Consider the following 20,307-nt stretch of genomic DNA (forward strand, 5'->3'; position numbering starts at 1 on the left):
GGCGGTGGCGAAAGCTAACCTCCCAAGCAAGAACAGACTGCGAAGAATAATGAAATGCGAATCAGGTTGGCAGCCAAAGCGAATTTTAGAAAGTGACTGCGCCTACTTCCTAATTCGAAACAACAACATTGTGACCGTTTATGACAAACGGAATAGAGGGTATCAACATGCATACAGCTAACCCACTGCAACGTTCTTTCACTACCGCCCACACTCGCAGAGTGATTGATCTAGAAATTGAAATGGCTGAAGCCTTAATTGAAAACGATGGCACTGCATTTCCAGATAGCACTTTTGAAGAAGGCTATATCGCAGCACTGAAGTTCATTTTAAACCAGTCAAGTTCGAACGTTCGTGAAGAGTACGAAGACATGATGGATGAACTCAATGGAAAAGACGAAAGCGAAGCGGCCTAACCAGTTAATCAAGTACATCATGAAGTTTCGCCGCTGCTCTCAAGTCGAAGCAGAACAATGGGCAGATAACCACTGCGGTGATTGGCGCAATACGCCACTGCCCAAAGCGAAGCGAGTGAAATCCATATCAAGCAATGAAAAGGAATATGAAGAATGAGCAAACCAATTACAAAAGAAATATGGGCTGAGATTGAAGCGGAAATGGCAGGTGGTTGGGTTGATATCGCTTTTAATTACAAAGGTTATGAAGTGTCAGTGCAACGCGTTCGTGAGTCTGAATCGAAAACCTGTCTTCAAGTCTACGTTGATGGCCACATCAAAGGTGCATGGGTGAGTTTTAAAGGTGGTATCAGTTTCACCGAAGATGCGCCAAGCATTTTGAGCGAGGTGTGGTGCTTAAAAACCAAAGCTAAATATCCCACAAAGTTCAAAAAACAGATTGAGAAAATATACGGCAAACGTCGCACAAAAAAAGAGTACCCAGACTTGCACGATATTCATGCTTTTCATGTCCCTAGCTTCTCGAAAGCTTCTGTGCTGTGTCGTCAGTTCAAAAAGCTTGAAGGGTTAGAGCTGACTAAAGCAACGTGCTTGAAGGAGGTTGAGCATGAAGATTAGAGAACCATCACCACAGGAAGAATTGGCCTTTGCAAGTAGTGCGCTTGAAACTCTAGCTGAAGCAACGTTAGAGCACGGGTACTTCCTGAGACCAGAAGTGATCAAAATCATGCTCTCTATCACTGAGGGGCAAGATCGAATATTACCATCGAAGCATTATCAGGATGCAGAGCAATAAAGCGAAACAAGCAAGGTTCGCCTTGCTTGTCTGCCTAGCGTGGTTGCTAGGTACTGATGAGCAGCCAGTACAACACAAAGCTATAGGAGGTTTTTATTATGTTTGGTGAATACACACCACTAATGAAAGCAGGTTTATTACAACGCCGCTTAGCGAATGGTAAAGCCATACTCGATGCTGAACTAGGCTTGCAGAAATGGTGCCCACACTGCCAAGAGTACTGGCCGCAAGACACCTTGTTCTGGTCGCCATGCAGAAGGAACCCCGATGGGTTGCAGAGTTGGTGCAAAGCTTGTCAGTTGGAATGCAAGAACGCCAAACGTAAAGCGGCTTAGGAGGCAATATGTGTGATTATCAAGGGTATGACTTTGGAGCTCGTTATCTAGATTCAACTTGCATTGATGGATACCTATGGGATCTAGATAGTGGTGGTAGAGACGAGAATGGAGATTCTTATTTAGACAATGGCGGCGACATGCCTTGCCCTGCTTGTAACCCTAAGTCATGGGTTAAGTATCAGGCAGATGAGTATGAGGTGGATGGATACGAGTCATTTGAGCATCCACTGACCACGAAGATGGTAAAGAATGTGATGGCAAAATTACCATCAAACAAAAGACGAATGGCTATGCGGTATTGGAGAGCTGGTCGAACATGTGCAATCAACGAAGCTAAAAAACAGGGGTAAGTCAAAATGTCTAACTTACTCAAACTTGTCCAAATCGCTAAGCGTGATCTTGCAATGGAAGATGATTCTTATCGTGACGTTCTTGAGCAATGCACAGGTAAGCGAAGTGCAAAAGGCTTGAACGACATTCAACTAACCAAAGTGTTAGACAGAATGAAAGCGCTAGGCTTTAAACCAAAACGCAAACCACAAGCAAGAGCGCCAGAAGTGGCAAAGATTCGTGCAATTTGGCGTACCATGCACAAACAAGGCTTTATCCGCAATGCGAACGACGTTGCCATTGATGCTTATGTGAAACGCATGACGACTGCATCAAATGGACGTGGCATTGAAAAGGCGGTTTGGCTTAAGTCAGCTCAAGCGGCTGAAGTGTTGGAAGCTTTAAAGAAATGGCACTATCGATTAATGGCCGAGGTGATCACTAAAAGTGGTGGTCGCATTCCATCGAACAGCGATTGCACAGGCCCAGCTGGTTACGAGCTATTAGCTGAATACTATGAGGAAAATTTCTATGGAATATAAACTAGTACTAAATGAAACAGACGCTAAGTATTCAAAAATGAACATTTCTCACAATCAACCTATCAATAAAGGCGATAACCTACTTGTTGATGGAAAGAAATATTTGGTCTTTAGCGTCATTCATAATCTTGATGGTAATGAATCGACAGTAATTGCTGATTTTATGGGGTAACCTGCTTAACGTGCCCCACCAGTAAACACTGCCATATACTAAAAACACCTCGCTAAGCGGGGTGTTTTTATATTCATATTATGTGAAGTTATGCCATGTGGATGGGAGGCAGTGATGAGTGAAGAAAACCAAGACTTGTTTGGCTACAAGAATGTAAGCCTGGAAGAAGTTGAAAAACTAGCAGACGATGAAGAGCACCAACGATGGCCAGAAGCCATGCGCCAAATCTACTGCATATTTAAAGATGAACTCGTTAAGAACGAAACCGATCCAAAGCTTGCGGTGGTTTTACTGCACCGTATTTGCAAAGAGTTTGGTGGTGTTCAGCTTTACCTTCCACGCGGCAGGCAGCTTGAGTCTGAAATCATGAACCTGTCTATCTGGCGTGAGTTCAATGGTGCGAATGTTGAAGAGCTGTCACGTAAATACGATAAAAGTATGCAGCATATCTATCGCGTAGTGGCTAAAATGCGCAAGATAGAAGTTAAGAACCGTCAACCGAATTTATTTTAAGGAACATATTGTGGAATTATTTGTTATATCTATTGCTACTGCTCTCTCCTCATTTTGGGTTTTCTATGATGCTAGGTCTAATAAGTTAGGCAGTGCTGAATCAGATACCCCCTCACCATTTAAGATGGCATTAGGTTGTCTTCTTATTTGGATTATTTGCTTTCCATATTACTTAGTTAAACGTAAGACATTTATAGAAAAAGCGGCGTTAAACCCTAGTTCGGACGTTGTTACTACTGGGCAAAAAGTTGTGTTGCTTATTGCCGTTATAGTGGTTTTCGGTATACCGTATAAAAGCTTCAGCGCTGGAGCTATTCCTACATGCGATAGCCAAGAAGCGATTGACCTAATAAATGAAGTTGTAACCGATAATTATGGTGCGGGTTATTCCTTATCTGATTACGCCCAAGTAAGCTATGATAAAAGTGCTGAAGTTAGGCACTGCCGTATGACTTGGTCAGTGGGAGAAAACCGTGGCATTTCGGATTTTATGATTGAATGGTATAGTGACAAAAAAGAGATGTTCACAGTAAGTATTCAATAACAAAGGTTAATTAACCTCCCTCCTATACAAGAAGCACAATCAGTTAAACGTAACCCCATTACTAAACTGGTTGTGCTATGAAAACCCTAACTCTCCATCGCAATTATTTCGCTCATGGTGTTTTTTCTTATCTGTGCGATGAGAATGGAAACGCTATTCTCAAGACCGTTGAACGACCTTGGAAAAATAACCAAGCTGGCATTTCATGTATTCCAGAAGGCACCTACGACCTACTACCACATGACAGCCCGAAGTTTGGCAAATGCTACGCACTAGAAGCACCTACCCTTGGTGTTACTCGATTCGGCCCTTCTCAACGAACTCATATTCTTATCCACAAAGCAAACCGAGCAGCACAGCTTGAAGGTTGTATTGCACCAGGCATGGACTTTGGTGTGGTGAATAATGAATGGGCTGTTATCAATTCAGGCACGGCCTTCGATTATTTTATGGCTCACCTTGGTGGTGAAAAAGCCAAGCTTGTTATTCGTCGAGCGTAACCATGGGACGCAATTGGGACTTTGCCAAACAACGAGGGCGCGAACAGCGCCTCGATGCCGAGTTGAATGCTTTTCAAACAGGTGTTGAAGTCCCATTAAACCCGCCTTTATTTAGCCACGATGCCACCATGCAAAGTTACTTTTCGAAAGCGTGGAGCCGTGTCTCTCAAAATGAAATTGATCGCCACCTTGGTATTGCGAAAACGCCACAAGGGAATGACCTAGTTTCAAAAATCAGGAGCTTAAGAGAATGTCACTTTCAGTCATCGCGGGGGTAGCTTCGCTTGCCATGGAATATGGCCCTGCTGCTATTCGCGGCATATCAAGTTTGTTTGGTGGTAGTGAAACGGCAGACAAAGTAGCTGAAGCGGTAGAGCAAGCCGATTCAATGTTTGGTGCTAACAAGGCACAGAAAGAGTTGGCCGTTACTCGCGCCCTGCAAAACTTGCCACCTGAATCTTTGGTTGAACTTGAGAATATTAAGGTCGAGTTAGAAAAGGAAAAGACTCGCCGCCAAGAACTCACGCTTGGTGATAAACAAGCCGAACATCATGAAACTCAAGTGACGATTCGTAATGGTGATAATGCCAAAGACGAATACGTTCGCCAAACGCGACCGAAGCAAGCTCGTCAAAGCTTTTGGGCAGGTACGCTTTATATCTTCTTAATGACGGCTGCTAAGGTGTTTGGCTTTTCCGAGTCAGGGCCTGATATCGCTATCGCCTTAACACTTTATGCTTTGGCATTTTCTTACCATGGATTGCGTTCACTTGATGGTTTTGCCCCTTACTCTAAGTCGAGTGGCGATAAGATAACGAGTGCTATCGGAAGTGTGATCAAGGGGCGCAAATGACCGACCGGTTCGATAAGGCTCAAGAGCTTGAGCAAACCTTCAGAGAAAAAGCCATTGCTCATCAACGTACACGCTGCATAGAACAGCCCGACGAAGATGAACACGGTAATCGCTATTGCTTAAGTTGTGGTGACACCATCCCAACCCAGCGATTAGAAGCGCTGCCAAATGCGGTGCGCTGCGTCAGTTGTCAATCACATAAGGAGCCACATTAATGGAGTTGTGGATCAAAACTTATTGGCCTATCGCATGGGCTGCGTTGAGCACATTGGGGATGTTAGTCCTTGCCTTGCTTTCTAAAACGTACGCCAAGCGAGAAGACCTAGAAAAGGTAGGACGTAAAGTGGACGAACTACAAACGCAGATTGACAATCTACCCACTCAGCAACAAGTCACGCAGCTATTGCTTGAAATGGCAAACACACGCGGTGAGATGAAAGAGCTACGGGCACAAATACAACCTGTAGAACACCTCGCTCAACTGTTATTAGAACAACGTTTAAAAGATGATAAATAGGAATTGTTATGGGCTTTAAAGAGTTATTAAAAGAAGACCAGCGTCTTGTGATCTTACGGTCACTTCATGACATGACAGGGTATGAAGCGAACGAATCTATCCTTGATTCTTGCCTTGATACTTACGGTCACAACATCAGCCGTGATGCAGTTCGTACGCATTTATCTTGGCTTGAAGAGCAAGGGCTAATTAGCATTCGTACTGTATTAGATTGCCAAGTCGCAAAACTTACAGGCCGTGGTGAAGATGTGGCAACAGGCCAAGCCATTGTTCCTGGCGTAAAACGTCCACGCGCTTAGGAGTGTTGTATGTCCATTGTTAACCGTTCAGCCAGTAATCGAAAATCAAAGATAGATTTGCTGCCTGATGAAATTCGTCAAACTCTGAATGCGTTTATTCGCAGTGGGAACATGACACAGAAAGACATTCGCTTGGCCGTGAATGAAATGATCGATGATGCGGGGCTTCCAGAAGATGTGAAAATCAGTCGTACTGGATTTAACCGATACGCCAAGCGCATGGAAGAAATGGGCCAGCGTTTGAAGCAGTCACGCGAAGTGGCGGAAGTGTGGACAACCAAACTGGGTGAAGCGCCCACCTCTGATGTGGGTAAGCTGCTGCAAGAGTTTGTGCGTACCATGGCTTTTGAAACGTCTATGACCATGATGGAAAGCGCAGCTGAAGACGGTGAAGTGATTCCACCCAAAGCACTCGCTCAACTCGCTTTGGTTATTCAACGTATCGAGCAAGCTTCAATGGTGAGCCATAAGGTTGAAAAAGAAATACGCGCTGCATTTGCGGCAGAAGTGGCCGATGCAACTGAAGCCATTGTGAAGCAGGCTGGCGTAACCGCTGAAACCATTCAAGACATTAAGAAAGGCATATTGGGGATTGCATAATGGGACTATCAAATACAGCGCCACCAAAAATACTTAAATACTTTAAATATTCGCATTTACCTGAACGGCTCCAAACCGTCAGTAAGCCATTCAGCGACCTTGCTTGCTTGATGGTCGCAGACCTACCTGATAATGAAGAGCGTGAAATCGCATTAAGAAAGCTGTTAGAAGCTAAAGATTGTGCCGTTCGTGCAATGCTTGGATAACGCTGATGGAAAATGAAACCACATCACAAAGTCGCAGTGCGATCTTGTCTGGAGAGTTTGATAAGAATGATGTATTGCTGCCTTATCAAAAGCGCTGGATAGCTGATGACTCTCAACTAAAGATTGCAGAGAAAAGCCGACGAACAGGCGTGACATGGGCAGAAGCGGCAGACTCAGCATTGAGTGCTGCCGCCTCTGCTAATGCAGGCGGTGAAGATGTCTTCTATGTTGGTTCAACCAAAGACATGGCGCGAGAGTTCATTGATGCTGTCTCGATGTGGGCCAAAGCTTACAGCTGCGCGTGTGATGATGTCAGTGAAGAAGTTTTCGAGAATGAAGATAAAGACATTCTGACTTACGTGATCAACTTTGCGTCTGGTTTCAAAGTCAAAGCCTTATCAAGTAACCCTTCTAACCTGCGTGGTATGCAAGGCACGGTTATCATCGATGAAGCGGCCTTTCATGAACGCTTAGCCGAAGTGCTAAAAGCGGCCCTCGCATTAACCATGTGGGGTTCAAAGGTTCGCTTAATCAGTACCCATAACGGCATCGAGAATTTATTCAACACCCTAATTCAAGACAGTCGTGCAGGTAAAAAGCGTTACTCGATCCACACCATCACCTTAGATAACGCTTGCGAGCAAGGGCTATACAAACGGATATGCCAGGTTAAGAAGACACCGTGGACGCAAGAACTCGAAGATGAATGGAAAGCAAACCTGCTTCGTGACACGGCCACCGAAGAAGATGCACTTGAAGAATACCAATGTGTACCGAAGAATGGCGGTGGCGCTTACATTAGTCGTGGCTTGCGTGAACGTGCTGCGCGGTTAGATGGCCCTGTATTAAGCTTCACTGGCTCTAAAGCGTTTAACGAAGAGAAAGAGCACATACGCGAAGCTGAGATGAAAGAGTGGTTAGACGAACACGTTCAGCCTGAGCTCGATAAACTCGATCCTAAACTGCGCCATTGCTTGGGTGAGGATTTTGCACGCTCTGGTGACTTAACTGTTTATGCACCCATGGCCGTTCAAAATGATGTGAAGCGCACGGTTCCTTTCTTATTAGAACTTGGCAATGTGCCATTCAAGCAGCAAGAGCAAGCGCTTTACTTTATCTGCGATCAACTCCCAAGGCGTGATGGTATTTATCTTGATGCGCGAGGTAACGGCCAGTACCTAGCCGAGCAGGCTCGATACAAGTACGGCGAAGAAGTGGTTGAGGTAATGCTCTCTGTGGGTTACTACCGCGAGAACATGCCTTCATTTAAAGCTGCGTTTGAAGATGATGAAATACTGCTTCCAAAGCATGAAGACGTAATTACTGATTTGGGACAAATCCAAATTAAAGCAGGCGTTCCTAGTATTGATTCAACACGAACCAAAGGCGAGAACGGAAACAAACGACACGGCGATAGTGCCATTGCTATTTGGTTTGCTTACTTAGCCTCTAAGGCGGATTTAACGCGTTACGGCTTGCACACCATCAAGGCCAGTGTCGATGAGAACCAACGCCGCTTTCATGGCTCTGCCGAAGAAAATAACCGATTTGATGATATGCCGAACCAAGACCTACGCGGCAAAGGAATTAGACTATGAGAGATGAAATCGAAAAAGCTAAGCACCTAGCTAGACTCCATGCAAGACAAGCCCTTCAAGAGCAAACATTGCATACACCAAAAGAGTTTGATGTTTTTGAAAAAGCAGCCTACGAATCGGAGCTGTATAAATGGGCAGACAAGGTGGTTGGTTATGATAGTTGATTCAACAGGCAAGCCATTAAAAGCCGATAAGACGCTACTGTCTGAAGACATTGCCAAAGCGTACACCACCAGTGTGCGAAATCCTCGACCTGCCAGTGTCGCCTCTACTTTAAACCCGCTTAGATTAGCGGGATTACTTCGCAGTGTGGTGGATGGAAACAACCCACAAGATTACATGACGCTTGCCGAAGAAATGGAAGAGCGCGATTTGCACTACGCGGCGCAGCTGCGTACCCGTAAGTTGGCAGTTGCTGCTATTGAGCCTACCGTTGAACCTGCCAGTGATGAGCAAGTTGATCTCGATATGGCTGATCGCGTTCGTGACATCATGGCCGAAGACCAAATACCAGAGCTGTTTTTTGATTTGCTTGATGGCCTAGGTAAAGGGTTAGCCGTTGTACAAGTGCTTTGGGATACCAAACAAACACCATGGAAACCACAAGATTATAAATGGGTAGACCCTCGCTATCTTCGTGCCGACCAAGACACGCTTGAAGACATTCTATTGATTAGTGATGCTGCGCCAAGTGGCGAGCCGTTAGAGCCGTATAAGTTTATGGTGCATACGCCTCGATCTAAATCTGGCATTGTTTGGCGTAACGGTTTAGCGCGTTTGGTTGCCGTGATGTACATGCTTAAATCGTTCACGGTTCGTGATTGGTGGGCGTTTGCTGAAGTGTTTGGTATTCCAGTTCGTGTGGGTAAATACGGCCCGAACGCCAGTACCGAAGATATCAGTACTCTTGTGAATGCCATTGGTCGTATTGCCAGTGATGCAGGTGCGGTGATTCCTGAATCCATGAAGCTAGAGCTTATCGAAACGGCCAAAGGCAATGGCGGTAATACGCTGTTTGAAAACATGGCCCGTTGGTGTGATGAGCAAACCAGTAAAGCGGTACTTGGCCAAACCATGACGGCTGATAACGGCAGTTCGCAATCTCAAGCCAATGTTCATAACGAAGTACGTATGGATATTGCTAAGTGGGATGCGCGCCAACTTGAAGCGTGTGTGAATGAGTACCTGGTTAAGCCCTATGTGATCCTGAACTGGGGGGTGCAAGAGCGTTACCCTAAAGTTCGCATTCGAGTGCCAGAGCCAGAAGACTTGAAGATGTTGGTCGATAGCTTGAAGCCAATGATTGAAAGTGGCATGCGCGTATCTGCAAGTGAAGTGCGTGAAAAGTTTGGGCTACGTGAACCAACCGACGATGAAGATGTGCTGATGCCAGCAAGCGCGGTACTTGCTCAAAACCTTCCTGCGACCAACCGAGATAAATCAAAGGTAGCGATTAACCGCATAAGCAAAACGGCTGAAGCGGAAATGAACGACTTAACCGATGAAGCTATGAGCGACTGGGAAGAAGTTGCGGAAGACTTCATGAACCCTATCATCGAACTGGCCAATGCGTCAGACAGTTATGAAACGTTCTTAGAAAAGCTGCCAGAGCTTCAAGAGACATTAGGCGCTGATGTGTTTGTTGAGCAGATGGCGCAATACATGTTCCAGATGCGCGGCTATGGAGACGCTAAAGATGTCTAAAGCCCTGGCGTCTGAAAACATAGTCCCTGTTGAATCGCTTGAATGGTTCAAGAGTAAAGGAATAGAGCCAGGATTTGACTATCGCGACGTATGGAAGCAAGAGCACAACAACGCCTTCACTGTAGCAAAGATGCTGAATGCCGATCTTCTTGTGGATGTGAAAGCCATTGTTGAAGAGGCCATCGAACAAGGCCAAACGTTCAAGCAGTTTCAAGATATTCTAAAACCACTCTTGGTTAAGTCTGGTTGGTGGGGCATTCAAGAAATGGTTGACCCACTGAGCGGAGATTCAAAGCCCGTTCAATTAGGCAGTGAAGGCCGTGTAAAAACCATTTACAAAACCAACATGAGAACGGCACGTTCAGCGGGGCAATGGGAGCGCATCGAGCGAACCAAACGCGCCATGCCTTATTTGCTTTATCAGCTTGGGCCATCCATGGAGCATCGAGTTGATCACGTTAAATGGAAAGATACGCTGCTTCCTGTTGGTGACCCATGGTGGGATAACCACATGCCACCGAATGGTTGGGGCTGCAAATGTTGGATACGCCAAGTATCGAAGTTTGAAGCTGAGAAGCTGATTGCCGATGATAAGGTATCGACCGACTCGCCAGAGGGTGGCACTAAGCAGTGGTTAAATAAGCGAACGGGTGAAGTGGAAGTGTTGCCAGAAGGCATTGAACCAGGATGGAATTACAACCCTGGTAAATCACGCACAGAAGCGATGCAAGAAGACCTATTACAAAAAGAAGCAAGAATGCGTGAAACGCTCTCTAACGGCTCTTAGTTGTAAAATGGCTACAAATGGTCGTTTAAAAAAGTTCTAACAAATCTGAGTCGATTTAAACAGTGTTTAAACATGGTTCAGTAAACTATTTTAGGTGAGATTGTACAAGTCAGCTTGATAAGCTGATTTTTTCGGGTAATCTTTAAGCCCTTAGCAATCGCAATTCAATTCATTCCCTTTTCTCAAAATAGAGCAACCGACGTTATTTCTCGTCGGTTGCTTTTTTTTTGCATTCTTAACTCCACGAAACGAGTTCATACCAACTAATCCAATGAGGAGGTTGTTATGTAAGTTCTGATTTATGGAGCGAGTAATGAAAAAAACCCATTTGGCCAAGTGCTTTAACCTTTCCCAAACTGTTATTGATGGTTTGGGTACGGAGCAAGACACCAATACGGTTTGGATACCAATGATCCCCAAAGGTGAAGCCAAAGGTCGCGATGGTCGCATGTGGTTAAACAGTAACCCTGACGCCATTGTTAGCGCTTTCAATGCCAAACTGCCTTTCGATTTAGAACATGCCACCGAAATCAAAGCCCCTAAAGGTGAAGACGCTGAAGCCTACGGTTGGATTCTAGCGCTTGAAAACCGTGATGGTGAGATTTGGGCGCAGGTGGAATGGAATTACCAAGGCCGCTGGCTTATTGAAGAGAAGCGTTACCTCTATTATTCCCCTGCTTTTCACTACGACGCTGAAGGCATCATCACTGCGATGAGCAGTGCTGGGCTGACCAACAAACCTAACTTTTATGTACCTGCCCTTAATCGACAAGAGGAAACCGACATGAAGCTTCCACAGCTGATTGCAGCCGCGCTTGGCCTAGCCGCAGACGCGACCGAAGAGCAAGGTGTTACCGCAATTAATTCACTTAAGTCTGAGAAAGACATTGCGCTAAACCGTGCCGCTACGCCGGACTTAACTAAGTTCATCCCAATTGAAACACACGCCGTTGCACTGAATCGCGCCACCACGGCTGAAGCTCAGTTAAAAGATATTGACGATCAGAAAATCGATGGCTTGGTTCAGGCTGCGATTGATGAAGGCAAGATTGCACCAGCGAACAAAGAAATGTTTGTTGGTATGTGTCGTGCTGAAGGCGGTGTTGAGCAGTTCGAAGCGTTTGTGAAGAGTGCTCCATCTATTGCGACCAACTCCCAGGTTAAGAAGCCGAAAGTTGAAGGTGGCAGCCAGTTAGATAAAGACGAACTTGCGATGTGTCGCAAGATGAATTTGACCGAAGAAGAGTTCCTAGCATCAAAGAACTCTATCGCGTCTAACCAAGAACTGAATAAGGACGCGTAATCATGGCGACTGAAGCTCAAATTATTGAAGCGTTGTTTGTATCAATGAACGCCTCGTTCGTGAAAGGTGTTTCACGAGCAAACCCACAATGGGACAAGATTGCTACTGAAGTGCCATCTTCTGGTGCCTCTAACTTCTATGGTTGGCTGAAAGACTTACCAGAGATTAAAGAATGGGTGGGTGATCGACAGTTGGCTGACGTGGGCAAGCATGGTTACGCCATTACCAACAAGACGTTCGAAAGCTCTATCTCTATCAGCCGTGAAAATGTTGAAGATGACCAAATCGGTCAGTACTCAGTATTGGCAGAACGTTTTGGTGATCAGGTAACGATGTTCCCAGACAAGCTTGCTTATCCATTGCTTGTGGCAGGTTTCACCACGCTTTGTTATGACGGCCAGAACTACTTTGATACTGACCACCCGTTAGACACGACACCTGCTTCAACGTTCTCGAACGTGGTTGGTGACCCGTCAACCGATACAGGTTCGCCTTGGTTCTTGCTTGATAACTCGCAAACGCTGAAGCCTATCGTGTATCAGAACCGTCGTCCGTTCGTGTTCAAGAACATGAACCCGACAGAAGAATACACCTGGTTCAACAACAAGTTTGCAGCGGGTACTGATGGGCGTTGTGAAGTTGGCTTCTCTTTCCCTCAATTAGCGATTGGCTCTAAAGCTGCGCTGACGGAAGCGAACTATGAAGCGGCGGTTAAACAACTTGGCGGTATGAAACGTGCCGATGGTGTGCCTCTGGGTGTTCGCCCTACTACGCTTGTGGTTGGCTATGCGAACCGTGCGGCAGCGAAGAAGCTGATTGAACGAATGCTCATCGAAGGCGGTGATACCAACGTGTATTTCCAAGACGTAGAAGTGATCGTTTCTCCATTCATCGCTTAACCAGCAATACAGATTGGCGGTAGCAATGCCGCCAACCTTTAGGGATTTATGCCATGACTGTAAAAGTTGAACTTAATCCAACCACTTGGACGCTTATTTCTTCTGCTGCGGCGGGTTATATGGACAACCAAACAGGCAGCGTTGTGAAGTACCGTGTTGAAGACTCAGCACCATCCGATGCTGAAACGTTTGGGCACCAACTGAAGCTTGAAAAAGGCATTGGTTGGTCTCGCGCTGTAGCGAAAAATATTTACGGAAGAACGGCCAGTTCAACAGGCGATGTCATCGTTACGGAAGGTTAAGTATGTTTTTTGAAAACTCGCCATTGATAAGTCAAAGCGCTTCGCCATTGCCAGTTGATAGCTTGATTATGCGCGCAAGCTTTGTGTCTCAAGGAAGTACGCTAAAACAAACACTGTCTACTGATGATATTCCTGAAACCATTCTTTTTAATAAAGAATCCTTACCGTCTCAAGATATTACCGTTGACTTGGTTACTGGTGAGGTAACAGCTGTAAAAGACTTTGCAGGAATGGCAACTCTAAGTGTCATCGCTTTAAGAGAAGGTGGTGGTGGTGGCTCACCGTTGTGGGGGGTTTTTGTTGAAGTCTATGACTCAGGCTCAGGCCAGTGGATAGCAGCTAAAGACAGCTTAAGACCAATATCTTTAAGTCGTGATCTAGAAGACGAAGTTCGCCCTATCGATTACACGTTGTCTATTGAAATCTCAGCTGGTCAGAAGTTTCGGTGGCGTCATTACACCACAGATGCAAGCAAGAATATCTCGATAGTGGCGTATGCACCATCAAATGGAATACCAGGCTCAGCGGCTGCAATTATGAGTTTCTGGGGCATTAAACCGTAATTTAATCGCCATTAAATATTCGTTTAAAGGAGTTCGCAGTGAGTGGAACTAAAAAATCAACAACTGGAAACGTTGGAAAAGTGGAAGGAAATTCCTCCACCGCTAAAGCGGAAGCCGAACAGGAAGCACTCGACAACGCCGATGCCGAATTAAAGGCCGAAGAAGAAGCTAAAACCAAGGTTGAGTTAAAAACCAACGAGCCGGAAGCATCAACCGCTGAAAGTTCATCTCAATCAGAGCCTGATTCTATGAACCCTGAAAAGGTGGAGAACGACAAGCCGGAGCAAGATGCGTCGATGGCGGGCACTGAAACCAAAGAAGGAAAGGCAAGTGAGCAAGTGGATTCAAAGAAAGATGATGTGGTTCATCCTGGGGATGGCGTTGACGCTATCGGTGTTCTTGGCGCTTTCAAAGTATGCGCTAAATCAGATGCTGGGTTTTGGCGCTCAGGCGTTCAGTTCCATCGTCTCCAAGAAAAGCTGGTGCTTGTGGTGGAGCAAGAGCCGGATGCGTCTGCGCGAGTTCATGCGAAAGATCATGAACCAGAGTGCGTGGTGTTCCTCTCTCCTGAAAAGGCGAAGCGAGTACACGACGAGCCGCACCTAACGGTTGAAGTTGTTGAGCTTGAAGACGTACTCGATCTTCAAGACATGCAGCAATAACGTTTTTAAAAGGTAGTAAATACGATGGCAACTTACGCAACCAAGCAAGACCTACTTGATCGTGATGAGCAGATGCTGTGGAACTTTGCGGTAGACCGCACTACAGACGAACTCAACGATGTTTGGATTAACCAGGCATTAGACCAAGCCGACGAAGAGATTAACTCTTTCTTAGGGCGTCGTTATGTTCTGCCACTACCGACTGTGCCAGGCATGTTGAATAAGGTTGCCATCACTATTGCGTTCTACTGGTTAGCCGACCGTGACCAACAGGCCACGAACTTACTAGAAGAGCGCTACAAGATGCAGCTTGAAACCCTGCGTGAAATTGCCAATGGCAAGCGTGAACTAGGGTTGCCAACTATCGAAGCGCCAACCGAAAGCAGTGTGGGCAAGGTTGAACTCATTCAAGAGAACGAGCGCCAGTTCACCCGCAACAGTTTGAGAGGCGTCTTGTAATGTCGATTGGTGTTCAAGTGTCGGGAACACAAGAGCTTGAGCGCTATCAACAGCTGCTTGAAACCCTAAGCGACCCAAAGCACAAAGCGGAATTGCTGGATTCGTTAGGTGGGATTGTAGAGAGCCAAACCAGAAGAAGAATCGCCGATGAGAAAACGTCACCTGATGGTCAGCGTTGGGATGATTGGTCTAGCAGTTATGCGAAGACTCGACATGGAAACCAATCCCTTTTGCAGTCCGAAGGCGATTTGTTGGACTCCATCCAGTACCAGGTGCAGCGCAACCAAGTTCGAATTGGATCGCCATTAGCCTACGCTGGCGTTCATCAAGATGGCTTTTCTGGTCCGGTTCAAGTGTCTACTCATACGCGCCTTATCACACAAGCCTTTGGTAAAGCGTTGGCGTTTCCGGTCTATCAGTCTGTAGGGGCGTTCACTCGCATGATGAACATTCCACAGCGCGAATACTTAGGGCTAAGTACCGACAATCAATCTGAAGTGTATGCGGTTATCGGTGACTTCTGGAAGGAGTTAATGAATGTCTAGACCCGACTTTACCACCAGTGGTTCTACCGTTTGGGCTGTGAATGAAATCGTTCAGTACCTTAAGCCAAAGCTTGAAGGTGGTGTGCGTGAAATAGAAAAGATCCAAACCGTTGAGCGCCACATTGGCCGCTTTGATAAGGCTGATGATATTAAGCGCTGGATGTCGAACCGAGACGGTGGCGTTCGTATTGCTGCCCTACGTGTTCCGCAATATGAAACCGTGGGTAATCGCTTAATTGGTAACGTTAACCTTGTGGCCTATGTGTTTACCACCGACCAGTTCGGTTACGAAAAAGACCTACGTGCTGAAGTGGTCGCAGGAAAGTTGGTGCGTGAACTGGTGGATAGAAGCGCACTGCCAACGGCCTATGGTCGCGTTGAAAACGTACGCAGTGACAATTTATACAGCGGTGAAATTGACAAGCTTGGTATTGCTATCTGGTCTGTCACTTGGTCGCAGCAATGGTACTTAGATGAAGAGATTGATCTCAGTACGTTAGATGACTTCATTACCTTTGGTCTGAAAGGTGAAATCGCAGATGGCGCACCCACCATTGATGGTGAAGTGAAGCTGCCTCAATAAACCGTGACACAAATATAGGACTTAATCATGTCGTTAAAAAAGAATCTGATCCCCATTAAACCCAAGAAAGCCGAAGTGCCTGTACGCAAACCTGAAGGTGGTTTTGTTAACGCGGCTGGTGAAGAAGTCGAACGCACAGGCTACTGGGTTCGAAGAATTAATGATGGCGACGTGGTGCTAGTCCCTCAAAAAGATTGGGATGCAGCCAAGGCGGCACTGGCAAAAGAAAAAGCCGATGCCATCGAGCAACAAAAGAAAGCGCTGGCGAAAGAAGCCAAGGCTTCAACCTCTAAAACTGAAGGAGAATAAGCATGTCATTGGGCTCTATTCCTAACGATATTCGAGTACCACTCGTTTATATCGAGATCGACAACAGCGAAGCGAATTCAGGAACCCCCGCTTTGGCTCAGAAAGTATTAGTACTTGGCCAACAGCTGGCAACGGGCAGTGCTGAAGCGCTTACACTGAATCGCATTACGACAAGTGAAAGCCAAATGGATGACCTTTACGGTAAAGGTTCAATGCTTTCTCGTTCGCTTAAGAAGTTCCGCAAAACCAATGAATATACAGACGTGTATGCACTGGGTGTGGCTGACTTAGCAGCAAGTGCGGCTAAGGGTGAGATTGCCGTTACGGCAACCACGGTTAAAGCAGGTGTGATCGCGTTATTGATTGCTGGCGAAAGCGTGCAGGTAACGGTGAAAGATACGGACGATGCTGATTCTATTGCGACGGCCATCATTGCTAAGGTGAATGCTGATACCAATCTGCCTGTTACTGCTGCTTTGAAAACAGCTGAGACAAATATTGTAGAGCTGACGTGTAAATGGACAGGTATTACGGGCGACGATATCGATATCCGTTACAACTACTACGACGGTGAGTTTTTGCCTAGTGGTGTGACTATTGCGATTACTGCCATGACAGGCGGCGCAGGAACGCCAGACATGAGCACTGTTATCGCGGCTATTCCGAACGAATGGTACAACCATTACGTGATGCCATTTAACGATACCCAATCAATGAATGACCTACGTGACGAGCTGGTTAATCGTTGGGGCCCACTCAAGATGATAGAAGGCATTGCTTATACCGCGTTCCGTGGCACCTTTGCTGAGACGGGTGCGTTTGGCTCTGCGCGTAATGACTTCTTGTTTACGTGTATGGGTACGAACAGTTCGCCAAACTCGCCTTGGGAATTTGCTGCGGCTTACGCAGGCCGAGCGTCTTACTCACTGGGTATTGACCCTGCTCGCCCTCTTCAAACACTGGTGCTAACAAGCTTGCTGCCACCGGCTAAAACCAAGCAGTGGGATATGACAGAGCGTAACCTGCTTTTGCATGATGGTATTGCCACATACATGGTGACACCCGGCAATGAAGTAGCGATTGAACGTGAAGTGTCAATGTATCGTCAGAATGCTTATGGCGACCCAGACCCAAGCTATCTTGATATTACTACTCCAGCGACATTGGGTTACTTACGTTACTCACTTCGAACCATGGTGACCAACCGATTCCCTCGCCATAAATTGGCAGGTGACGATGTACTTGATCGCCTTGACCCTGGTCAGCCAGTTGTGACACCAAAGATTATGCGCAATGCCGTGTTAGAGCTTGCCAATACTGACTGGGTGCCAAGTGGTTTGATGGAAGACTTCGATGGTTTCAAAGAGACGTTGGAAGTGTATCGAGACACAAGTGATCAGAACCGTTTGAACTGTGTGTTCAAGCCAGACATTGTGAATCAGTTCCGTATCTTCGCCGCACTAATGCAGTTCAAACTTTAATAGGGAGTACGCACCATGGGACAAATCCTTGGTCAAGTTGTTGTTCGTGCTAACAGCAAACAACTCAAAACAAAGAAGGGTTCTACTCTGAACCCAGGTGGCTACAATCATGTATCTCACCCTGGTCCAAACCGTATTTGGGGTAAGTCAAAAGAGTTCGTTGCCGCGACAGTCGCGGTAGTGATTGCAGCGGATGAGGATGTCGATGTGGTGGAGATCAATAACATCACAGACGCAACCTTAACATGGGAAGGCGACAACGGTGTTGACTACATGATTACAGGTGCATCACCACAAGCCCCTTTCCAGTTAAGTGACTCTGGTGATATCACGGGCACGTTCGAAGGCAACCCAGCGGAGAGAATCTAATGGCCGTTCTCACTTTTGATCTTAAAGATGGACTTAAGTCTGGAGAAACTACTGGGTTTGAAGTGGGCCTTCGAGAGCTTACCCCTAGAGACGTTTTTGACGCTCAATTAGCTTCTGAAAAGCTTGGGCTGATTGAGGGGCGTCCATACGCTTATACCAGTAATGTTCAAATGGGGATGGAGTTACTTTGTCGCCAAGTGGAATTTATTGGAAAGGTTCAAGGGCCATTCTCTGCAAAAGAGTTGCTCAAGTTATCACAAGATGATTTTAACCTTATTCAATTAAAAGCTTCTGAATTGGATGCTGTAATGGTTCCAGAAGAAGTGACGGAGGCTCTCGAATCGCGGGGGCGATCTGAAGTCGCTGACTAAACCACTTAGAACCTTGCTCCTTAACATGGGGGCAAGGTATCCAGTCAGCGATTTAAAATCCCTTCCTATACGTCATATTTTTGAAATGCTACCGCCGCTTATTGAAGGAACAGAGCATGGCTAAAAAACTTGAAACCGATATTGTTCTTAATTTACAAGGCAACCTAGCTTCTAAGGCGAGTAAATATTCACAGTCAATATCCACACTTGGTAAAAAAAGCCAAAGTGCATTCAATATGATGGAACAGTCCGCTAAATCTGCAAGCAAAGGTATAGACACTTTTGGTAACCGTACCATTGTTGGCGCGGGTGCGGTGGCTTTTGCCTTTGAAAGAACCTTTATTAAAACGGCTGCGGAGTTTGAGCGTTACCAAGTGATGCTTAATAAGCTGCAAGGCTCAGAGGAAGGCGGAGCGAAAGCTCTAGAGTGGATTGAGGACTTTACTCAAAATACCCCTTATGCAGTAAATGAAGTCACTCAATCTTTTGTGAAGCTTAAGGCTTTCGGTCTCGATCCTATGGATGGAACGATGCAAGCTATCGCTGACCAAGCCTCAATGATGGGTGGGACTGCTGAATCTGTAGATGGAATTGCTACAGCTCTTGGCCAAGCCTGGACTAAAGGAAAACTGCAAGGTGAAGAAGCGCTTCAGTTGCTAGAGCGTGGCGTTCCAGTTTGGGACTACTTAAACAAGGTTTCTAAAGAACTTGGTCATAACAATGGCCTAGGTCTAACAGCTGCTCAACTTCAAGACATGGCGTCTAAGGGTGAGTTGGGCCGTGACACTATCAAGCGCTTGATTGAGGAGATGGGTAAAGCGTCTGAAGGCTCTGCGAAGAAGCAAATGGAGACGTGGAACGGTATGGTCTCCAATATGGGCGATCATTGGTCTGTTTTCCAAAAAGACGTAATGGAAAGCGGAGCGTTTGATGTGTTGAAAGATGAGCTTGGCACTTTCTTATCGATGCTCGATGAAATGAAAGAAACAGGTGCGTATGACGAGCTTGTTCAAACGGTAGGGACAGACTTAGTTGACGCTTTTAGAGCTGCTGCTGATTTTGCTGGTTCAGTAAAAGATGTCGGGCAAGAGCTACTTCCAGTATTGCGTGCTATCGGTAATGGAGCGTCAGCAATCAGTGAGGCCGTTGGTGGTTATGGGAATTTGGCTAAGATTTTAGCCTCAGTTTATGCCTTGAATAAAGCGATCAGAATTGGAGCTCCATTGTTGAAGGGTGCTGCTGGGCTTATTGGTAAAAGCTCTGGAGGAAAAGCAGGGAAAGTTGCTGAGAAGTTAGGTGCAATGCCTGTTTATGTCATAAACATGCCAAGTGGCGGCATGGGTGGTTTAGGCGGAGGCATTGAAGCTTCTGGTGGTAAAGGCGGTAAAGGTTCAAAAACCAAATCGAGCATTAAGAAAGTAGGTAGCGCAGCTATGGCATTAAGCCCGTTGGCTGTTATGACGCTGCTAGGTAGTGCAAAAGATTATGACCCTAAAAACCCTATGTTTCCAACATTGGATTTTGGTCAAGAAAGTAATAAAAAAGCACCACCGTCAAACGTTACCGATGCAACCGCTCGATTCAATGAGGCATTTAAGCGACCTCAGTCAGCTTTTGAGTTGGCAGGGCAAGCGCCTGCTGGCAATGTTAATTTGAAAATTGAGGTGTCAGATGAGCGTATTAAGGTTACGCCAACTTATGCGGCTCCTGGTATTACTATCGACCCAGATACGGGCGCAAATTAAA

General features: G+C 46.1%; 35 protein-coding genes and 1 other RNA gene. All 36 read left to right on the plus strand.

Translation table 11 applies throughout. The annotated features are described in order from the left end of the window. The first annotated feature begins 140 nt into the window (after positions 1 to 140). On the plus strand, positions 141 to 416 hold the full coding sequence (locus M4S28_RS17365; RefSeq protein ID WP_249633335.1) for a hypothetical protein: 276 nt from the start codon (positions 141 to 143) through the stop codon (positions 414 to 416). Beyond that, positions 388 to 573 carry a hypothetical protein gene (locus tag M4S28_RS17370; RefSeq protein WP_016076450.1) on the plus strand — a complete coding sequence of 62 codons (186 nt, stop codon included), beginning with the start codon at positions 388 to 390 and terminating at the stop codon, positions 571 to 573. Before M4S28_RS17365 ends, M4S28_RS17370 begins: the two co-directional genes overlap by 29 nt. Beyond that, positions 570 to 1,034 carry a hypothetical protein gene (locus M4S28_RS17375; protein ID WP_249633336.1) on the plus strand — a complete coding sequence of 155 codons (465 nt, stop codon included), beginning with the start codon at positions 570 to 572 and terminating at the stop codon, positions 1,032 to 1,034. The genes M4S28_RS17370 and M4S28_RS17375 overlap by 4 nt, the downstream gene beginning before the upstream one ends. Next, on the plus strand, positions 1,024 to 1,212 hold the full coding sequence (locus tag M4S28_RS17380; protein WP_135381040.1) for a hypothetical protein: 189 nt from the start codon (positions 1,024 to 1,026) through the stop codon (positions 1,210 to 1,212). The genes M4S28_RS17375 and M4S28_RS17380 overlap by 11 nt, the downstream gene beginning before the upstream one ends. Continuing rightward, positions 1,212 to 1,282, plus strand: an RNA gene (locus tag M4S28_RS17385) — hammerhead ribozyme type II. The genes M4S28_RS17380 and M4S28_RS17385 overlap by 1 nt, the downstream gene beginning before the upstream one ends. 28 nt (positions 1,283 to 1,310) lie before the next feature. Continuing rightward, complete coding sequence (locus M4S28_RS17390; RefSeq protein ID WP_016076447.1) at positions 1,311 to 1,547, plus strand: hypothetical protein; 237 nt, start codon at positions 1,311 to 1,313, stop codon at positions 1,545 to 1,547. Between the two features lie 8 nt (positions 1,548 to 1,555). Beyond that, positions 1,556 to 1,900, plus strand: coding sequence for a hypothetical protein (locus M4S28_RS17395; RefSeq protein WP_102572875.1), 345 nt, complete (start codon positions 1,556 to 1,558; stop codon positions 1,898 to 1,900). Positions 1,901 to 1,906: 6 nt separating this feature from the next. Beyond that, positions 1,907 to 2,422, plus strand: coding sequence for a gp16 family protein (locus M4S28_RS17400; protein ID WP_249633337.1), 516 nt, complete (start codon positions 1,907 to 1,909; stop codon positions 2,420 to 2,422). Beyond that, entirely contained in the window at positions 2,412 to 2,594 is a 183-nt protein-coding gene (locus M4S28_RS17405; RefSeq protein ID WP_249633338.1) for a hypothetical protein, read from the plus strand. The genes M4S28_RS17400 and M4S28_RS17405 overlap by 11 nt, the downstream gene beginning before the upstream one ends. 114 nt (positions 2,595 to 2,708) lie before the next feature. Continuing rightward, complete coding sequence (locus M4S28_RS17410) at positions 2,709 to 3,107, plus strand: Mor transcription activator family protein (RefSeq protein WP_069669238.1); 399 nt, start codon at positions 2,709 to 2,711, stop codon at positions 3,105 to 3,107. 10 nt (positions 3,108 to 3,117) lie between these two features. Continuing rightward, positions 3,118 to 3,651 (plus strand): hypothetical protein, encoded by a 534-nt coding sequence (locus M4S28_RS17415; RefSeq protein ID WP_249633339.1) that lies wholly within the window; start codon positions 3,118 to 3,120, stop codon positions 3,649 to 3,651. A 77-nt stretch (positions 3,652 to 3,728) separates the two neighbouring features. Beyond that, entirely contained in the window at positions 3,729 to 4,151 is a 423-nt protein-coding gene (locus M4S28_RS17420) for a DUF5675 family protein (RefSeq protein WP_249633340.1), read from the plus strand. A gap of 2 nt (positions 4,152 to 4,153) precedes the next feature. Next, a complete protein-coding gene (locus tag M4S28_RS26625; RefSeq protein ID WP_503031559.1) occupies positions 4,154 to 4,429 on the plus strand; it encodes a hypothetical protein in 276 nt (91 codons plus the stop codon). Further along, positions 4,402 to 5,004, plus strand: coding sequence for a hypothetical protein (locus tag M4S28_RS17425; RefSeq protein WP_249633341.1), 603 nt, complete (start codon positions 4,402 to 4,404; stop codon positions 5,002 to 5,004). Before M4S28_RS26625 ends, M4S28_RS17425 begins: the two co-directional genes overlap by 28 nt. Next, positions 5,001 to 5,219: a TraR/DksA family transcriptional regulator gene (locus M4S28_RS17430; protein ID WP_249633342.1), complete on the plus strand. Its 219-nt coding sequence runs from the start codon at positions 5,001 to 5,003 to the stop codon at positions 5,217 to 5,219. Before M4S28_RS17425 ends, M4S28_RS17430 begins: the two co-directional genes overlap by 4 nt. After that, positions 5,219 to 5,521, plus strand: a complete 303-nt coding sequence (locus M4S28_RS17435; protein ID WP_016076438.1) for a DUF2730 family protein — start codon at positions 5,219 to 5,221, stop codon at positions 5,519 to 5,521. Before M4S28_RS17430 ends, M4S28_RS17435 begins: the two co-directional genes overlap by 1 nt. An 8-nt stretch (positions 5,522 to 5,529) precedes the next feature. After that, the gene (locus M4S28_RS17440; RefSeq protein ID WP_016076437.1) at positions 5,530 to 5,820 is read left to right on the plus strand and encodes a VpaChn25_0724 family phage protein; all 291 of its coding nucleotides are present in this window, start codon (positions 5,530 to 5,532) and stop codon (positions 5,818 to 5,820) included. A gap of 9 nt (positions 5,821 to 5,829) precedes the next feature. Then, on the plus strand, positions 5,830 to 6,420 hold the full coding sequence (locus M4S28_RS17445; protein ID WP_078753384.1) for a DUF3486 family protein: 591 nt from the start codon (positions 5,830 to 5,832) through the stop codon (positions 6,418 to 6,420). Beyond that, a complete protein-coding gene (locus M4S28_RS17450) occupies positions 6,420 to 6,626 on the plus strand; it encodes a hypothetical protein (protein WP_249633343.1) in 207 nt (68 codons plus the stop codon). Before M4S28_RS17445 ends, M4S28_RS17450 begins: the two co-directional genes overlap by 1 nt. A 5-nt stretch (positions 6,627 to 6,631) precedes the next feature. After that, positions 6,632 to 8,224 (plus strand): terminase large subunit domain-containing protein, encoded by a 1,593-nt coding sequence (locus tag M4S28_RS17455; RefSeq protein ID WP_249633344.1) that lies wholly within the window; start codon positions 6,632 to 6,634, stop codon positions 8,222 to 8,224. Next, entirely contained in the window at positions 8,221 to 8,388 is a 168-nt protein-coding gene (locus M4S28_RS17460; protein ID WP_249633345.1) for a hypothetical protein, read from the plus strand. Before M4S28_RS17455 ends, M4S28_RS17460 begins: the two co-directional genes overlap by 4 nt. Beyond that, complete coding sequence (locus M4S28_RS17465; RefSeq protein ID WP_249633346.1) at positions 8,378 to 9,928, plus strand: DUF935 domain-containing protein; 1,551 nt, start codon at positions 8,378 to 8,380, stop codon at positions 9,926 to 9,928. The genes M4S28_RS17460 and M4S28_RS17465 overlap by 11 nt, the downstream gene beginning before the upstream one ends. Further along, the gene (locus M4S28_RS17470) at positions 9,921 to 10,715 is read left to right on the plus strand and encodes a phage head morphogenesis protein (protein WP_171384022.1); all 795 of its coding nucleotides are present in this window, start codon (positions 9,921 to 9,923) and stop codon (positions 10,713 to 10,715) included. Before M4S28_RS17465 ends, M4S28_RS17470 begins: the two co-directional genes overlap by 8 nt. A gap of 313 nt (positions 10,716 to 11,028) precedes the next feature. Next, positions 11,029 to 12,018 carry a phage protease gene (locus M4S28_RS17475; RefSeq protein WP_249633347.1) on the plus strand — a complete coding sequence of 330 codons (990 nt, stop codon included), beginning with the start codon at positions 11,029 to 11,031 and terminating at the stop codon, positions 12,016 to 12,018. A 2-nt stretch (positions 12,019 to 12,020) separates the two neighbouring features. Beyond that, positions 12,021 to 12,917, plus strand: a complete 897-nt coding sequence (locus M4S28_RS17480) for a Mu-like prophage major head subunit gpT family protein (protein ID WP_249633348.1) — start codon at positions 12,021 to 12,023, stop codon at positions 12,915 to 12,917. Between the two features lie 53 nt (positions 12,918 to 12,970). After that, positions 12,971 to 13,219, plus strand: a complete 249-nt coding sequence (locus M4S28_RS17485; protein ID WP_249633349.1) for a hypothetical protein — start codon at positions 12,971 to 12,973, stop codon at positions 13,217 to 13,219. A 2-nt stretch (positions 13,220 to 13,221) separates the two neighbouring features. Beyond that, positions 13,222 to 13,782 (plus strand): hypothetical protein, encoded by a 561-nt coding sequence (locus M4S28_RS17490; protein WP_249633350.1) that lies wholly within the window; start codon positions 13,222 to 13,224, stop codon positions 13,780 to 13,782. Between the two features lie 38 nt (positions 13,783 to 13,820). Beyond that, a complete protein-coding gene (locus M4S28_RS17495) occupies positions 13,821 to 14,444 on the plus strand; it encodes a hypothetical protein (protein WP_249633351.1) in 624 nt (207 codons plus the stop codon). A gap of 24 nt (positions 14,445 to 14,468) precedes the next feature. Beyond that, positions 14,469 to 14,903 (plus strand): gp436 family protein, encoded by a 435-nt coding sequence (locus M4S28_RS17500; protein ID WP_102558102.1) that lies wholly within the window; start codon positions 14,469 to 14,471, stop codon positions 14,901 to 14,903. Then, positions 14,903 to 15,448, plus strand: coding sequence for a phage virion morphogenesis protein (locus tag M4S28_RS17505; RefSeq protein ID WP_249633352.1), 546 nt, complete (start codon positions 14,903 to 14,905; stop codon positions 15,446 to 15,448). The genes M4S28_RS17500 and M4S28_RS17505 overlap by 1 nt, the downstream gene beginning before the upstream one ends. Beyond that, a complete protein-coding gene (locus M4S28_RS17510; protein ID WP_102506871.1) occupies positions 15,441 to 16,031 on the plus strand; it encodes a hypothetical protein in 591 nt (196 codons plus the stop codon). Before M4S28_RS17505 ends, M4S28_RS17510 begins: the two co-directional genes overlap by 8 nt. A 27-nt stretch (positions 16,032 to 16,058) precedes the next feature. Continuing rightward, the gene (locus tag M4S28_RS17515) at positions 16,059 to 16,340 is read left to right on the plus strand and encodes a DUF2635 domain-containing protein (protein ID WP_249633353.1); all 282 of its coding nucleotides are present in this window, start codon (positions 16,059 to 16,061) and stop codon (positions 16,338 to 16,340) included. Between the two features lie 2 nt (positions 16,341 to 16,342). Next, complete coding sequence (locus tag M4S28_RS17520) at positions 16,343 to 17,821, plus strand: phage tail sheath subtilisin-like domain-containing protein (RefSeq protein ID WP_249633354.1); 1,479 nt, start codon at positions 16,343 to 16,345, stop codon at positions 17,819 to 17,821. A 15-nt stretch (positions 17,822 to 17,836) separates the two neighbouring features. After that, the gene (locus M4S28_RS17525; protein ID WP_102558562.1) at positions 17,837 to 18,190 is read left to right on the plus strand and encodes a phage tail tube protein; all 354 of its coding nucleotides are present in this window, start codon (positions 17,837 to 17,839) and stop codon (positions 18,188 to 18,190) included. Beyond that, entirely contained in the window at positions 18,190 to 18,561 is a 372-nt protein-coding gene (locus M4S28_RS17530) for a phage tail assembly protein (protein WP_102506867.1), read from the plus strand. Before M4S28_RS17525 ends, M4S28_RS17530 begins: the two co-directional genes overlap by 1 nt. A 116-nt stretch (positions 18,562 to 18,677) precedes the next feature. After that, on the plus strand, positions 18,678 to 20,306 hold the full coding sequence (locus M4S28_RS26630) for a tape measure protein (RefSeq protein ID WP_445329537.1): 1,629 nt from the start codon (positions 18,678 to 18,680) through the stop codon (positions 20,304 to 20,306). The last annotated feature ends 1 nt before the right edge of the window (position 20,307 follow it).

Origin of the sequence: Vibrio sp. J383, from assembly GCF_023503985.1 — a bacterium.
GTDB lineage: Bacteria > Pseudomonadota > Gammaproteobacteria > Enterobacterales > Vibrionaceae > Vibrio > Vibrio splendidus.

Bases quoted from the DNA above. Each gene is read 5' to 3' on its own strand.
- M4S28_RS17370 (WP_016076450.1), top strand. From the start codon at position 388: ATGGAAAAGACGAAAGCGAAGCGGCCTAACCAGTTAATCAAGTACATC.
- M4S28_RS17375 (WP_249633336.1), top strand. From the start codon at position 570: ATGAGCAAACCAATTACAAAAGAAATATGGGCTGAGATTGAAGCGGAA.
- M4S28_RS17365 (WP_249633335.1), top strand. From the start codon at position 141: ATGACAAACGGAATAGAGGGTATCAACATGCATACAGCTAACCCACTG.
- M4S28_RS17460 (WP_249633345.1), top strand. From the start codon at position 8,221: ATGAGAGATGAAATCGAAAAAGCTAAGCACCTAGCTAGACTCCATGCA.
- M4S28_RS17480 (WP_249633348.1), top strand. From the start codon at position 12,021: ATGGCGACTGAAGCTCAAATTATTGAAGCGTTGTTTGTATCAATGAAC.
- M4S28_RS17505 (WP_249633352.1), top strand. From the start codon at position 14,903: ATGTCGATTGGTGTTCAAGTGTCGGGAACACAAGAGCTTGAGCGCTAT.
- M4S28_RS17520 (WP_249633354.1), top strand. From the start codon at position 16,343: ATGTCATTGGGCTCTATTCCTAACGATATTCGAGTACCACTCGTTTAT.
- M4S28_RS17455 (WP_249633344.1), top strand. From the start codon at position 6,632: ATGGAAAATGAAACCACATCACAAAGTCGCAGTGCGATCTTGTCTGGA.
- M4S28_RS17485 (WP_249633349.1), top strand. From the start codon at position 12,971: ATGACTGTAAAAGTTGAACTTAATCCAACCACTTGGACGCTTATTTCT.
- M4S28_RS26625 (WP_503031559.1), top strand. From the start codon at position 4,154: ATGGGACGCAATTGGGACTTTGCCAAACAACGAGGGCGCGAACAGCGC.
- M4S28_RS17405 (WP_249633338.1), top strand. From the start codon at position 2,412: ATGGAATATAAACTAGTACTAAATGAAACAGACGCTAAGTATTCAAAA.
- M4S28_RS17475 (WP_249633347.1), top strand. From the start codon at position 11,029: ATGAAAAAAACCCATTTGGCCAAGTGCTTTAACCTTTCCCAAACTGTT.
- M4S28_RS17400 (WP_249633337.1), top strand. From the start codon at position 1,907: ATGTCTAACTTACTCAAACTTGTCCAAATCGCTAAGCGTGATCTTGCA.
- M4S28_RS17470 (WP_171384022.1), top strand. From the start codon at position 9,921: ATGTCTAAAGCCCTGGCGTCTGAAAACATAGTCCCTGTTGAATCGCTT.
- M4S28_RS17425 (WP_249633341.1), top strand. From the start codon at position 4,402: ATGTCACTTTCAGTCATCGCGGGGGTAGCTTCGCTTGCCATGGAATAT.
- M4S28_RS17525 (WP_102558562.1), top strand. From the start codon at position 17,837: ATGGGACAAATCCTTGGTCAAGTTGTTGTTCGTGCTAACAGCAAACAA.
- M4S28_RS17500 (WP_102558102.1), top strand. From the start codon at position 14,469: ATGGCAACTTACGCAACCAAGCAAGACCTACTTGATCGTGATGAGCAG.
- M4S28_RS17530 (WP_102506867.1), top strand. From the start codon at position 18,190: ATGGCCGTTCTCACTTTTGATCTTAAAGATGGACTTAAGTCTGGAGAA.
- M4S28_RS17510 (WP_102506871.1), top strand. From the start codon at position 15,441: ATGTCTAGACCCGACTTTACCACCAGTGGTTCTACCGTTTGGGCTGTG.
- M4S28_RS17380 (WP_135381040.1), top strand. From the start codon at position 1,024: ATGAAGATTAGAGAACCATCACCACAGGAAGAATTGGCCTTTGCAAGT.
- M4S28_RS17515 (WP_249633353.1), top strand. From the start codon at position 16,059: ATGTCGTTAAAAAAGAATCTGATCCCCATTAAACCCAAGAAAGCCGAA.
- M4S28_RS17420 (WP_249633340.1), top strand. From the start codon at position 3,729: ATGAAAACCCTAACTCTCCATCGCAATTATTTCGCTCATGGTGTTTTT.
- M4S28_RS26630 (WP_445329537.1), top strand. From the start codon at position 18,678: ATGGCTAAAAAACTTGAAACCGATATTGTTCTTAATTTACAAGGCAAC.
- M4S28_RS17440 (WP_016076437.1), top strand. From the start codon at position 5,530: ATGGGCTTTAAAGAGTTATTAAAAGAAGACCAGCGTCTTGTGATCTTA.
- M4S28_RS17465 (WP_249633346.1), top strand. From the start codon at position 8,378: ATGATAGTTGATTCAACAGGCAAGCCATTAAAAGCCGATAAGACGCTA.
- M4S28_RS17390 (WP_016076447.1), top strand. From the start codon at position 1,311: ATGTTTGGTGAATACACACCACTAATGAAAGCAGGTTTATTACAACGC.
- M4S28_RS17430 (WP_249633342.1), top strand. From the start codon at position 5,001: ATGACCGACCGGTTCGATAAGGCTCAAGAGCTTGAGCAAACCTTCAGA.
- M4S28_RS17395 (WP_102572875.1), top strand. From the start codon at position 1,556: ATGTGTGATTATCAAGGGTATGACTTTGGAGCTCGTTATCTAGATTCA.
- M4S28_RS17445 (WP_078753384.1), top strand. From the start codon at position 5,830: ATGTCCATTGTTAACCGTTCAGCCAGTAATCGAAAATCAAAGATAGAT.
- M4S28_RS17450 (WP_249633343.1), top strand. From the start codon at position 6,420: ATGGGACTATCAAATACAGCGCCACCAAAAATACTTAAATACTTTAAA.
- M4S28_RS17410 (WP_069669238.1), top strand. From the start codon at position 2,709: ATGAGTGAAGAAAACCAAGACTTGTTTGGCTACAAGAATGTAAGCCTG.
- M4S28_RS17490 (WP_249633350.1), top strand. From the start codon at position 13,222: ATGTTTTTTGAAAACTCGCCATTGATAAGTCAAAGCGCTTCGCCATTG.
- M4S28_RS17435 (WP_016076438.1), top strand. From the start codon at position 5,219: ATGGAGTTGTGGATCAAAACTTATTGGCCTATCGCATGGGCTGCGTTG.